The organism is Pseudomonas sp. B21-021, assembly GCF_024749205.1.
GTDB lineage: Bacteria > Pseudomonadota > Gammaproteobacteria > Pseudomonadales > Pseudomonadaceae > Aquipseudomonas > Aquipseudomonas paraglycinae.
Genome location: NZ_CP087192.1, coordinates 3,126,730 through 3,139,320 on the forward strand (window position 1 = coordinate 3,126,730; position 12,591 = coordinate 3,139,320).

15 protein-coding genes are annotated in these 12,591 nt (G+C 62.6%); 9 read left to right on the forward strand and 6 right to left on the reverse strand.

Features of this window, described 5'->3' with window-relative positions; genetic code table 11:
* Positions 1-79 precede the first annotated feature (79 nt).
* Positions 80-1,111 carry an Ldh family oxidoreductase gene (locus tag LOY31_RS13900; RefSeq protein ID WP_258713534.1) on the forward strand — a complete coding sequence of 344 codons (1,032 nt, stop codon included), beginning with the start codon at positions 80-82 and terminating at the stop codon, positions 1,109-1,111.
* A gap of 55 nt (positions 1,112-1,166) precedes the next feature.
* Here the strand turns inward: LOY31_RS13900 and LOY31_RS13905 are convergent, their stop codons facing one another.
* Entirely contained in the window at positions 1,167-1,484 is a 318-nt protein-coding gene (locus LOY31_RS13905) for a YqjD family protein (protein ID WP_007957537.1), read from the reverse strand.
* Positions 1,485-1,637: 153 nt separating this feature from the next.
* On the opposite strand from LOY31_RS13905, the gene LOY31_RS13910 reads away from it, so the two are divergent.
* Positions 1,638-1,892 carry a hypothetical protein gene (locus LOY31_RS13910; RefSeq protein ID WP_007957535.1) on the forward strand — a complete coding sequence of 85 codons (255 nt, stop codon included), beginning with the start codon at positions 1,638-1,640 and terminating at the stop codon, positions 1,890-1,892.
* On the opposite strand, the gene LOY31_RS13915 is transcribed toward LOY31_RS13910, so the two are convergent.
* Positions 1,893-2,807 (reverse strand): LysR family transcriptional regulator, encoded by a 915-nt coding sequence (locus tag LOY31_RS13915; RefSeq protein WP_221535450.1) that lies wholly within the window; start codon positions 2,805-2,807, stop codon positions 1,893-1,895.
* A gap of 84 nt (positions 2,808-2,891) precedes the next feature.
* Here LOY31_RS13915 and LOY31_RS13920 point away from each other — a divergent pair, with 84 nt between their 5' ends.
* Positions 2,892-3,815, forward strand: coding sequence for a carbon-nitrogen hydrolase family protein (locus tag LOY31_RS13920; protein ID WP_221535449.1), 924 nt, complete (start codon positions 2,892-2,894; stop codon positions 3,813-3,815).
* On the opposite strand, the gene LOY31_RS13925 is transcribed toward LOY31_RS13920, so the two are convergent.
* The 4 genes from LOY31_RS13925 to LOY31_RS13940 form a co-directional block, all read right to left on the reverse strand.
* Positions 3,805-4,362: a GNAT family N-acetyltransferase gene (locus tag LOY31_RS13925; RefSeq protein ID WP_258713535.1), complete on the reverse strand. Its 558-nt coding sequence runs from the start codon at positions 4,360-4,362 to the stop codon at positions 3,805-3,807. The two genes, LOY31_RS13920 and LOY31_RS13925, sit on opposite strands and share 11 nt — an antisense overlap.
* A 50-nt stretch (positions 4,363-4,412) precedes the next feature.
* A complete protein-coding gene (locus LOY31_RS13930; protein ID WP_007957522.1) occupies positions 4,413-4,886 on the reverse strand; it encodes an LEA type 2 family protein in 474 nt (157 codons plus the stop codon).
* Positions 4,887-4,956: 70 nt separating this feature from the next.
* Positions 4,957-6,423, reverse strand: coding sequence for a nucleobase:cation symporter-2 family protein (locus tag LOY31_RS13935; protein WP_258713536.1), 1,467 nt, complete (start codon positions 6,421-6,423; stop codon positions 4,957-4,959).
* A 99-nt stretch (positions 6,424-6,522) separates the two neighbouring features.
* Positions 6,523-7,422, reverse strand: coding sequence for a LysR family transcriptional regulator (locus LOY31_RS13940; RefSeq protein ID WP_258713537.1), 900 nt, complete (start codon positions 7,420-7,422; stop codon positions 6,523-6,525).
* A gap of 99 nt (positions 7,423-7,521) precedes the next feature.
* Between LOY31_RS13940 and LOY31_RS13945 the strand changes: the two genes are divergently transcribed.
* From LOY31_RS13945 to LOY31_RS13970, 6 genes are all read left to right on the forward strand, one after another.
* A complete protein-coding gene (locus tag LOY31_RS13945) occupies positions 7,522-8,613 on the forward strand; it encodes a polyamine ABC transporter substrate-binding protein (RefSeq protein ID WP_221535446.1) in 1,092 nt (363 codons plus the stop codon).
* A gap of 26 nt (positions 8,614-8,639) precedes the next feature.
* On the forward strand, positions 8,640-9,599 hold the full coding sequence (gene speB, locus LOY31_RS13950; RefSeq protein WP_085745795.1) for an agmatinase: 960 nt from the start codon (positions 8,640-8,642) through the stop codon (positions 9,597-9,599).
* An 89-nt stretch (positions 9,600-9,688) separates the two neighbouring features.
* Positions 9,689-10,405 (forward strand): YafY family protein, encoded by a 717-nt coding sequence (locus LOY31_RS13955; protein WP_221535445.1) that lies wholly within the window; start codon positions 9,689-9,691, stop codon positions 10,403-10,405.
* Positions 10,406-10,456: 51 nt separating this feature from the next.
* Positions 10,457-10,798 (forward strand): nuclear transport factor 2 family protein, encoded by a 342-nt coding sequence (locus LOY31_RS13960; RefSeq protein WP_007957516.1) that lies wholly within the window; start codon positions 10,457-10,459, stop codon positions 10,796-10,798.
* Positions 10,799-10,820: 22 nt separating this feature from the next.
* Positions 10,821-11,939 (forward strand): cell division protein ZapE, encoded by a 1,119-nt coding sequence (gene zapE / locus LOY31_RS13965; protein WP_221535444.1) that lies wholly within the window; start codon positions 10,821-10,823, stop codon positions 11,937-11,939.
* Positions 11,940-11,956: 17 nt separating this feature from the next.
* On the forward strand, positions 11,957-12,538 hold the full coding sequence (locus tag LOY31_RS13970) for a DinB family protein (RefSeq protein ID WP_221535443.1): 582 nt from the start codon (positions 11,957-11,959) through the stop codon (positions 12,536-12,538).
* Positions 12,539-12,591 lie beyond the last annotated feature (53 nt).

The window sequence follows — 12,591 nt, forward strand, 5'->3', positions numbered from 1 at the left end:
CACCGGCCGGCCATGGTTAATCCTCTGGCGGGTTGTTCGTTCGCTGTTGTTCCCTCCAATAATTACTCTGGAGCTTCAGATGTCTGCGCCACACGATCATGCGGTCTCGTCCACGGTCTCGCTGGACGAGCTGACTCAATTGCTGGAAACGATTTTCACCCGTCACGGCACCTCGGCCGAAGTCGCCCGAACGCTGGCCGCCAATTGCGCCAATGCCGAGCGGGACGGTGCGCACAGTCACGGCGTATTCCGGATCCCCGGTTATGTCTCGACGCTCAACAGCGGCTGGGTCAACGGCCAGGCTGTGCCGAAAGTCGAGGACGTGGCGTCAGGATTCGTCAGCGTCGATGCCGGCAACGGTTTTGCTCAACCTGCGCTGGCGGCGGCGCGTGCACTGCTGGTGGAAAAGGCCCGCAGTGCCGGGATCGCGGTGTTGGCGATCCGTAATTCCCATCACTTCGCCGCGCTGTGGCCGGACGTCGAGCCTTTCGCGGATGAGGGTCTGGTGGCGTTGAGCGTGGTCAACAGCATGACCTGCGTGGTACCCCACGGTGCCGACCGGCCATTGTTCGGCACCAACCCGATCGCCTTCGCCGCACCCCGGGCTGACGGTGCGCCGATCGTGTTCGACCTGGCCACCAGCGCCATCGCCCATGGCGACGTGCAAATCGCCGCACGCAAGGGCGAGAAACTGCCGGCAGGCATGGGCGTCGACAGCCTTGGCCAGCCGACCTGCGACCCGAAAGCGATTCTGGAAGGCGGTGCATTGCTGCCGTTTGGCGGACACAAAGGCTCGGCGCTGTCGATGATGGTCGAGCTGCTGGCCGCCGCGCTGACCGGCGGCAACTTCTCGTTCGAGTTCGACTGGAAGAACCATCCGGGGGCCAAGACCCCGTGGACTGGCCAACTGCTGATCGTGATCGACCCGAGCAAGACCGCCGGGCAAAGCTTCGCCGAACGCAGTCAGGAACTCGTGCGGCAGATGCACGGGGTTGGACTCAAGCGTTTGCCGGGTGACCGGCGGCATTTGCAGCGGGCAAAATCATTGGCCAGGGGCATCGAACTGGATCAACAGACCCTGTCGCAGCTGCGTGAACTGGCCGGCGAATGAGTGTTTGCCGGACATGAAAAAGGCGAGCCCGAGGGCTCGCCTTTTTTGTTCGCGCTCAGCGGCGACCGAGCAGCAATCCGACCACCAGACCGAAACCGGCGGAAATCGCCACGGTCTGCCACGGGTGTCCGCCAATGTAGCTCTCGGTGGCGTCCACCGCCGGTTTGGTGCGGTCACGCACGCTGGTGACCGAATCCAGCGCCTGCTGCAGTTTCTGGGCGATTTGCCCGCGCAGGGTCTCCGCTTCCTCGCCGACCAGCGAGGCACTGCTCTTGAGCAGTTTTTCCGACTCTTCGATCAGCGCCTGAAGTTCGCTGAAGGCCTGGTCCTTGATTTGGTCTTCGGCGGCTTGAACGGCGGTTTTCCGGGCCATTGGGTGACTCCTTGCAGGTGAATGGACAGTGAACAATGGAGTGTGGCGCGACTTGAAAAGTTGCAGCGATTTTCCATCCGGAGCAAAAACCAGCGTCAGAGGTTTCCGTCCAGCGTGTAAGATGTCGCCATTTCATGCAGCAGGTAATTCCCGATGAGTTTCAATCTGGCCGACAAATCCCTCGCAGAGCGCGCCGCGCTGGAAGACGAGAAATCCCGACTGTTCGAACTCTGGCAGAACAATCTGGGCAAAGCCAAGGGCGAAGCCGCGCGGTTGTTCGGCGAGCGCTCCAAGCGCAAGGGCAAATGGGCCGAATTCGTGCGCGCCGAACTGGACGGCATGTCGCCGCCGGAGTTCGCCAACATGGTGCGCAGTGAAGTCAATCGCCTGATGGCGGCCAACAAGTAATCACTCGGCCCTGAAACTGGCGCCAATCGCTTCGCGCACCGTCAGTACCACCGGATCGATCTGGGTACTGGTGCGCCAGCCCAGTTCGATCGGGTAACGCGGCAGCGCCAGCGGGCAGGGCAGCAGTGCCAGCCCGCTCATTGAAGCGATGGCCTGCGCCGCGTGGGTCGGAATGGTCGCCACCGCATCGCTGCCCTTGAGCAAATGCGGCAACGCCGCGAAATGCGTAGTCGAGGCACAGACCCGGCGACTGCGGCCCAGCGCTGCCAGCCCTTCATCGGTAATCCCGATAAAACCGCCCGACGACACCAGAAGGTGCTCGCGGGTGACGAATTCCTCCAGATCGATCTGTTGCTGGCCCGGCGCCAGGCTCGCCGGATCCACCAGACACGCGTAACCCCCTTCACCCAGCACCTGACGACTGAGCAGCCGTTCGGCGAACCCGCCGGCGGTGATCGCCAGATCGATGCTGCGCTCCATCAGCGCCCGGGCGACGATCTGGCTGTGGGTCTGGCGGAAGATCAGCCGCAGTTTCGGCGCGCGGCGGGCGATTTCCTCGATCAGCCGCCGGCCGTAAGCGATCTCGAAATCGTCAGAAAGGCCCACGGTGACCGAGCGTCCTTCGTAGTGATGGGCGGTCGGGTCGACCATGGCCAGGCTTTGCCGGCATTTGTTGAGCGCATCGCTGACCACCGGTTTCAACTGGTTGGCCTTGAGCGTCGGCGCCAGACCCCGGCCGGTGCGCACGAACAATTGATCGCCATACACCTCGCGCAACCGCCGCAAGGCCGCGCTGACCGCCGACTGGGTCACGCCCAGGCGCAACGCCGCGCGGCTGGCGCTGGACTCTTCATGCAGGGCTTCGAAGACTTTCAGCAGGTTGAGGTCGACGGTTGCGATATTCATCTGGCTCATATCATTCAGCAGTGGATCGGTCTTTATTCATGATCCCGTGGCGCCGGAGAATGAGCAACACCTGAACTTCACGGAGTGACCGCCATGCCCAAATCAATCGTTGCCGCCCTGCAGATCGGCGCCTTGCCCGGTGGCAAGGCTGAAACTCTGGAACAGATCCTGAGTTGGGAAACCGCGATCATCGAATCCGGCGCCGCGCTGGTAGTGATGCCCGAAGCGTTGCTCGGCGGTTACCCGAAAGGCGAGGGCTTCGGCACGCAGCTGGGTTATCGCTTGCCGGAAGGCCGTGAGGCCTATGCCCGTTACTTCGCCAACGCCATCGATGTGCCGGGCGCGGAAACCGAAGCGCTGGCCGGGCTGTCGGCGCGCACCGGGGCCAATCTGGTGATCGGCGTGATCGAACGGGCCGGCAGCACCTTGCATTGCACCGCGCTGTATTTCGACCCGCAGGCGGGTCTTGTGGCCAAACACCGCAAACTGATGCCCACCGGCACCGAACGGCTGATCTGGGGCAAGGGCGACGGTTCGACGCTGCCGGTGCTCGACACGCAGGTCGGCAAACTCGGCGCGGTGATCTGCTGGGAAAATATGATGCCGCTGCTGCGCACGGCGATGTACGCCAAGGGCATCGAGGTCTGGTGTGCGCCGACCGTGGACGAGCGCGAAATGTGGCAGGTGAGCATGCGCCACATCGCCCATGAAGGGCGCTGCTTTGTGGTCAGCGCCTGTCAGGTGCAGGCCTCGCCGAATGAACTGGGCGTAGAAATCGCCAACTGGCCGGGGGATCGACCGCTGATCGCCGGTGGCAGCGTGATCGTCGGGCCGATGGGCGATGTGTTGGCCGGGCCGTTGCGCGGCGAGGCCGGGCTGCTCACCGCCGAAATCGACACCGAAGAACTGGTGCGCGCCCGCTACGACTACGACGTGGTCGGCCACTATGCGCGGCCGGATGTGTTCGAGTTGAGCGTCGATGAGCGGGCGAAACCGGGGGTGCGGTTCACGGTTTGACGGACTGTCGGCGCCGCCATTCTTCGCGGGTGATTTCCCAGATCTCCCGCGGAAAACGACCGCCGACGAAGTTGTCCTCATCGGTGCGAATCAAGCGCATGCCATTGCGCTCCGAGAGCTTTCGCGAACCAAGGTTCGGTGCGGCTTTCGGCACGCGCATCAACGGTTGATCGAGGGTTTCGAACCAGTACCGGGTCACGGCTTCGCTGGCTTCGGTCATCAGGCCCTGACCCTGCCAGGCCGGGGCGAGCCAGAACCCACGGTGGTTGTCCGGCTCGTCCATCAGGCTGATGTTGCCGATCAATTGCTCCGGTGCCGATTTGAGGCGAATCGTCCAGTGCCACTCTTTGCCTGCCGCAATGGCCGGCAGCGCAATGTCAAGCAGGTAGGTGAGGGCGCCGTCGTCCGGATAAGGCCAGGGCACGAAAGCGTTCAGATATTGCACCACTTCCCAGTGGGGAAATTGCTGCTGGATGGCCTCGGCATCCGCCAGTTCGAGCGGACGCAAGATCAGTCGTTCGGTGTACAGCGTGGGCGTGTCTTCCATAAACCACGGCTTCCATGTTCTGACAGTGGGCCGTGCAGACTACCGCATCTTTACCAGGTGGCAGCACTGGCCCTCGGCAGACTCAGCTTGCCGGTATCGACAAAGCGCATCGTGCCAAACAACCCGCCGGCCAGTTTGCCGCGCAGCACATAGGGCAGGTTGTCGAGGGTTTGGGTCTGGCTCAGGCCCAAGGTCTGGCGCAGCACCGAGAACGCGGAAATGCTCACCGGGACGCTGACGATGGTTTCGGAAAACCGTGGAATCGAGCCGCTCTGATCGCTCACACCCGACGCCAGCGAGTGGCCGTTGACCTCCAGATCCAGCGCGATGCCGTTGTAGTCGATGGGCGTTTCGTTGGGATTCTGCACCCGCAGCTTGATCGCGAAGCGCACTTCCAGATCCTGGCTCGGCAGCGGTTCGAGGCCGACCACGTTGATGTTCACCGGATCGCGGTTGGGAAACAGCGCACAGGCGCTGAGGGAGAGCAGAAGCAGGGACAGGATGACGGCTTGGAGACGGCGCATTGATGCTCTCTCATTGAAAAAGGGCTGAACCGTCGCCGGTATCAGCCCTTTTTTCATCGAGCGGACAGGATCAACGGTTCAACTGTGCGACAGCGGCCTTGGTTGCAGGTTCAGCTTTGGCCGGCAGGTCGGGGTTTTCCATGACCTGAAGGATAGAGGCTTCCGGGTCGAAGTCATCTTCTTCCAGCTCGATGAACTCTTCCGGCAGGAAGATGTTCAGCACGATCGCACACAGCGCGCCGACGGTGATCGGCGATTCGAAGATGTTGCGCAGCGCCTGCGGCAGTTCGCGCAGCACTTCCGGCACGGCGGCAATGCCCAGGCCCATGCCGAGGGAAATCGCCACGATCAGCATGTTGCGCCGATGCAGGCCGGCCTCGGCGAGGATCTTGATCCCGGCCACCGCCACGGTGCCGAACATCACCAGCTCTGCGCCGCCGAGTACCGGTTTCGGCATCAGTTGCAGCACCGCACCGATCATCGGGAATAGCCCCAGCAGCACCAGCAGACCGGCGATGAAGAACGCCACGTAGCGGCTGGCCACACCAGTAAGCTGAATCACCCCGTTGTTCTGGGCGAAGGTCACCATCGGCATGCTGTTGAACACCGCCGCCATGGCCGAGTTGAGGCCGTCGGCGAGCAAACCGGACTTGATCCGGCGGATGTACAGCGGGCCCTTGACCGGTTGCCGCGAGATCATCGAGTTGGCGGTCAGGTCACCGGCCGCTTCCAGCGGCGAAACCAGGAAAATCACCGCCACCGGCACGAACGCCACCCAGTCGAAGTTGAAACCGTATTTGAACGGCACCGGCACGCTGACCACCGGCACTTGCGGCAGGTTGGCGAAATCCACGGTGCCCATCAACCACGCCACCACGTAGCCGAGGGTCAGGCCGATGACGATTGCGCCCAACCGCAGGAACGGCACGTCGACCCGGTTCAACACCACGATGGTGCCCAGCACCAGCGCCGCCAGGAATACATGGCTCGCCGCGCCCAGATCCGCCGCGCCGAAGCCGCCGGCAATGTCGGTCATCGCCACTTTGATCAGCGACAGGCCCATCAGGGTGATGATGGTGCCGGTCACCACCGGGGTGATCAGCATGCGCAACTTGCCGATGAACTGGCTCAGCACCACTTCGATGAACGCGGCAAAGAAGCACACGCCGAAGATCGTCGAGAGGATTTCATCGGTGCCGCCGCCCCGGGCCTTGACCATGAAACCGGCGCTGAGAATCACACTGATAAAGGAAAAACTCGTGCCTTGCAGGCACAACAGCCCGGAACCGACCGGGCCGAAGCGCTTGGCCTGAACGAATGTGCCGAGGCCCGAGACGAACAGCGCCATGCTGATCAGGTACGGAATTTCGCTTTGCAGGCCGAGGGCGCCGCCCATGATCAGGGTCGGGGTGATGATGCCGACGAAACTGGCCAGCACGTGTTGCAGGGCGGCAAACACCGTTGCGGTGAAGTGCGGACGGTCGTTGAGGCCGTAGATCAGATCGTTGTTGCGCGGGGCTTTTTCAGAGACGGTCATGGTGGTTTGCGTGCCGCAATGCGGGGCCGGGTCGGAAAATGGGTGCGCAGGATGCCGTAAGAGGGGAGCGAGGGCAACGCATTAAAACTGCCCAAAAGGTTAGGTTCGACCAAAGGCGCAGAGCAAGTCCTGCTCAAAGGCTTTCTGTGCATCGCCGGGCACCTGCGCCCGATGGCGGGCCAGATGGAACGCCACGTCAAAGCTCAACTCGCCTTCGCGCACCGGGCGCAACAGGCCTTTGTCCTGCCATTGGCGGGCGTAATGGTTGGGCAGATAACCGACGTGTTTGCCGGACAGAATGAAGGCGAGGGTGCCTTCGACTTGCTCCGAGCGTGCCGAGCAGACCTTGCCTTGAAACGGCTCGTCACTGCGCAGGAACCGATACGGGTGATCGACCCGGTCGCAAGCCTGCAACGCGGCGTCATCAGGCGCATCGTCGGTAAACAGCGGATGGCCGGGCGCGCAGTACAGGTGCTGGGTTTCGCTGAACAATTCGCGGTAATCAAAGGCGCTCTGCACCTGCGAGAAGTAACCGATGGCCAGGTCCAGCCGCTGTTGCAGCAACAGGCGCTCCATTTCGCCGGGCATGGCGCTGATCAGCTCGATGCGCACCGATTCGTCCCGCTCGCGAAACCGCCGGATCGCATCCGCCACCCGTTGCAGCACCGACTGATCGACCGCTTCCGACAGGCCCAGCCGCACTTCACCAATCAAACGTCCGGCGACGCCGTTGGATTGATGGCGGAAGGTTTCGATCGAGTCGAACAGCGCCCGCGCGGCAATCAACAGTTGCTCGCCCTTGGGCGTCAGGCTGAAACCGCCCTTGCCACGGTTGCACAACCGATAGCCGAGGCGGGTTTCAAGCTTGGCCATTTGCTGGCTGATGCTCGACTGGCTCAGCCCCAGTTCACCTTGAGCAGCACTGAAACCATTGGATTCGACCACGCCGAGAAACAGCCGCAGAAGCTGAAGATCGACATCGTGGAGCTGACCGAGCATCACATTACTCCGGGATAAAGTCAGGTTAACAAACTTGATATTTCTCGAATGTATCCGACGGCGCATCCTGCCACCACTTCCTTCGGTCAGGTGTTCGTCATGGCTCCCGTCTTCAAGCTGTGTTTGCCCGCTTTGTTGCTTACCGTCTCCATCGCCGCCCAGGCCGAAGAGAAAACCCTCAATCTCTACAGCTGGGCCGATTACGTGGCGCCGGAAACCTTGCAGCGCTTTGAAAAGGAAACCGGTATCCACGTGCGCTACGACACCTTCGATACATCGGAGGTACTGGAAACCAAGCTGCTCACCGGCGGCAGCGGTTATGACGTGGTGGTGCCTTCGTCCAGCGTGCTGGCCCGTGGGTTGGCGGCAGGAGCGCTCAAGGAAATCCCTCACGAAGGGCTCAAGGGGTACGCCAATCTCGATCCGGACCTGCTGGAAAAACTCGCGGCGGTCGATCCCGGCAACCGCTACGGCGTGCCTTACACCTGGGGCACGCTGGGACTGGGCATGAACGTCGAGGCAGTCAAACAGCGGCTGCCGGATGTGCCGCTCAACAGCCTCGATCTGCTGTTCAAGCCTGAATACGCCAGCAAGCTCAAGGATTGCGGGATCGCCATTCTCGACTCGCCGCAGGAAGTGATCGGTCTGGCGCTGCATTACCTCGGTAAAGATCCCTACAGCACCGACAAGAACGATCTGGCCGCCGCCGAAGCCTTGTTGCAGAAGTTGCAGCCCTCAGTTCTGTACGTCGCCACCGGCCGCCAGATCAACGATCTGGCCAACGGCAGCGTCTGCCTGGCGCTGACCTACAACGGTGACGCGAGCATGGCGGCCGATCAGGCGCGCAAGGCCAACAAGCCGTTTGAGGTCGCTTACCGGATTCCCAAGGAAGGCACGCTGGTGTGGCAGGACAACCTCGCCATCCCCAAAGACGCGCCGCACCCGGAAGCCGCACGCGCCTTCATCGAGTTCATGTTGCGCCCCGAATCCGTGGCGGCCCTGACCAATACGCTGTTCTTTGCCACCGCCAACCAGGCCGCCACGCCGCTGGTGGATGAAGCGGTACGCAACGATCCGGACATTTTCCCGAAACCCGACGTGCGCGAGCGGCTGTACGCCGACCACAGCATGAGCCTCAAGGACATGCGCCAGCGCACACGCTTGTGGACCACCTTCCGTAGCCGTCAATAGCCCTTCATAACAACAGGAACACACCGATGGACGTGCCCATGCAAAACGATCAGGCCCTGACCCGTGACAGCCTTTTCGGCACCGCCGCCGAAAGCACCTACGCCGGGATCACCAGTTTCATGCGCCGACGCTACAGCCGTGACTTGCGCGGCGTGGACGTGGCGGTCAGCGGTGTGCCGTTCGACACCGCCACCAGCAACCGTCCCGGAGCACGTTTCGGGCCGCGCGGGATTCGAGCGGCGTCCACCGGGATTGCCTGGGAACGGCACTGGCCATGGGCGTTCGACCCGTTCGATCATCTGGCGGTGATCGATTACGGCGATTGCGACTTCGATTACGGCTCGCCGCACACCATTCCGGAAAGCATCGAGGCCCACGCCGAGCACATCCTCAGCTCCGGCAGCGCGATGCTCACCTTTGGCGGCGATCACTTCATCAGCTATCCGCTGCTCAAGGCCCATGCGCGCAAACACGGCACGCTGTCGCTGATTCACTTCGACGCCCACAGCGACACCTGGCCGGACGAGGGTGGCAAGCGGGTCGATCACGGCACCATGTTCTGGCACGCTGCGCGGGAAGGGCTGGTGGATCCGGCGCGCTCGGTGCAGATCGGTTTGCGCACCACCAATGACGATCATCAGGGCTTTCAGGTGCTGGACGCGCGGCAGGTGCATCGGCGCGGCTGCGAAGCGATTGTCGAGGCCATTCGCGCGCGTGTCGGCGATAACCCGGTGTACCTGACGTTTGATATCGATTGCCTCGATCCGGCCTTTGCACCGGGCACCGGTACGCCGGTGTGCGGCGGCCTGAGCACGGTGCAGGCGCTGGAGATCCTTGGCGGCCTGCGCGGGATCAATCTGGTGGGCATGGACGTGGTGGAAGTAGCCCCGGCCTACGATCACGCGGACGTGACGTCGCTGGCGGCGGCGACCCTGGCCATGGAGATGCTTTGCCTGTACGCGGCCCGGCACAAAGTCGACGCGTGATCCCCTCCGAGCCTGGTGAAAGCTCCTGACAATTTCTGACACCAGGCTCTGCTAAGCTCCGGCAAATTTTCTGCCCAGAGCCTCACACCGTGTCGCGAACCACTCGTCTGTTGACCCTGCTGCAAGTGTTGCGTGGCAAGAAACGCCCGGTCACCGCCGCGACGCTGGCCTTCGAGCTGGAAATCTCCGAACGCACCCTTTATCGCGACATCGCCGAACTGACCGCACTGGGTGCGCCGATCCATGGCGAGGCGGGCATCGGTTATGTGCTGCGCAGCGGTCTGTTTCTGCCGCCGCTGATGCTCAACGCCGACGAGACCGAAGCCATCGTGCTGGGCCTGCGTTATGTCGATCAGCGCGGCGACGAAGTCCTGAGCAAGGCTGCGGCGGATGCACTGGCGAAAATCGCTGCGGTGCTGGACCCGCAGGCCCAGGAAGCACTGCGCAATCCGACCGTCATGCCCGGACCACCGGGCTACGGCTTTCCGCAAAACGCGGTGCCATTGAACGTTTTCCGTCACGCGATCCGCGATCAGGCCAAGCTGCACATCGATTACGCCGATGCGCAGCAGGTGCAGAGCCAACGCTTGATCTGGCCGCTGGCGCTGGGCTTTCTCAACGAGGTGCGGATCATCGTCGCGTGGTGTGAATTGCGCGGCGCCTATCGCACGTTTCGCACCGACCGGATTGCCGCCGCCAGCCTGCAGGGCGAGCGCTATCCGGGGCGTCGCAGTGACCTGTTGCGCACCTGGCAGCGGCAGATGCAACTGGACGAAAACGGCCGTTTCACTCCTGACAGGAACTGACGCAGGGCTGTTCTAGGATGGCGACAGAACCCGAAAAAAGGAGCTGTAATCATGTTCCATCCCACCTCGATCCTCGCCCCGGCCATCGTTGAGTACATCAACGCCGCCAATGCTCGCGATACGTCCCGGGTCGGCAGTTTTTTTGCCGAGGATGCCCATGTGTTCGATGAAGGCCATCATCAGGTCGGCCCGCAGGCCATCGCCAACTGGATGCAAGACACTGCCCAGCGCTATCAGCCACGGGTGGAAGTACTGGGCGTCCAGCAGCGCACCGGTAAGGTGCTGGTGCAAGGGCTGATCTCCGGAACGTTCCCCGGCAGCCCGCTGGAGCTGCGCTACACGTTCCGGCTCAACGAACAGGGCAAAATCGCTCGGCTGGATATTTCCCTGTAGCCATCGTGGCATACTGCCGCGCATGACTTTCGACTCCCCCCTGAGCGCCTGGCAATACGCCGTCGACCACAAGGGCTTCATCCAGGATGAAGCCCAGGAACACGCGGTCTGGGCCTTGCAAAAATGCCATGAAGCCCTGCACGCCGGTGCCCGTTCGGTCACCGGCGTTTACCTGTGGGGCCCGGTCGGGCGCGGCAAGACCTGGCTGATGGATCAATTCCACCAAAGCCTGCGGGTGCCGGCGCGGCGGCAGCACTTTCATCACTTCATGGGCTGGGTGCATCAACGCTCGTTTCAACTGACCGGGATCGCCGATCCATTGCGGGCGCTGGCCCGTGAGTTGGCGGCCGAGGTGCGGGTGCTGTGTTTCGATGAGCTGTTCGTCAATGACATTGGTGACGCAATCATTCTCGGGCGGCTGTTTCAGGTGATGTTCGACGAAGGCGTGGTGGTCGTCTGCACCTCCAACCTGCCGCCGGATCAGCTGTATGCCGACGGATTCAACCGCGATCGCTTTTTGCCGGCGATCACCGCGATCAAGCAGCACATGCAAATGGTCGCGGTGAATGGCGCCGAAGATCACCGCTTGCATCCCGGCGCCATCGAGCAGCGTTACTGGGTCGTTCAGCCGGGGCAGGGTAGCGCGCTAAGCCAAGTGTTTGAAGCATTGGCCGCCGGACAAACCGTCAGTGCCGAACCGGTGCCGGTCGGTTACCGCGCCTTGAACGTGGTGCAGGCCAGCGATTCGGTGCTGTGGTGCCGTTACGCCGACCTGTGCGAGCAACCGTTCGCCGCCATGGATTTCATCGCGCTGTGCGACACCTACCGGGCTATCCTGTTGAGCGAGGTGCCGAACCTCAGCGCGAAAAAACGCGAAGGGCGGATTGCCCGTGGCACCGAGGATGGCGCGGAACGGGTGGTGGCCGGTGACCGCGAATTGCCGCAGCTGTCGGTGCACGACGACGGCGTGCGCCGCTTCATCGCGCTGGTCGACGAGTGCTACGACCGCAAGGTGCCGCTGTACATCGAGGCCGAAGTGCCGATGGACGCGCTGTACACCGAGGGCTATCTGGAATTCCCATTCCGCCGGACCCTCAGCCGCTTGCAGGAGATGCAGCTGCAACGCTTCGCCGAAACCTGAAACACGGAGGGCGCGACATGACTCAGCCACTGTCCCACCATTTGCTGACCATGGCTTATCAGAACGCCTGGGCCAACCATCGACTGGCCAAGGCCTGGAGCCAGCTCGACGACGCGCAGCTGGCAGCGCCACGGGTCAGTTTCTTCCCGAGCATCCGCCTGACCCTTAACCACATCCTCACCTGCGACTGGTTCTACGTCGACGCGCTGGAGCGTGAGTTGCGCGGCGACGAACCGCATCCCGATTGCTACGTGTTCTTCAACGCTGACGAACCCTTCACCGAGGCTCAGGCCTTGCGCCGTGAACAGGCGCATGTCGACCGTCGGCTGGTCGCCTATTGCGAGCAACTGCGCGATGCCGATCTGGGGCGTATCGTGACCATCGCCCGCGACACGCCGCAACACGACAGTCGTCTGCGGATGATTTCGCATCTGTTCGAACACCAGATTCACCACCGTGGCCAGGTCCACGCGATGCTCAGCGGTACCTCGGTGAAACCGCCGCAGCTGGACGAGTTTTTCTGTGCCGGCGAGTCCGGTTTGCGAGCCGAGGATTTCGCCGAGCTCGGCTGGACCGAAGAACTCATCTGGGGGCACTGAAAATGCCGGGTTGTCGCCGGGACCTGCCTCGCGCTAAGGTCGCCGAGCCTATC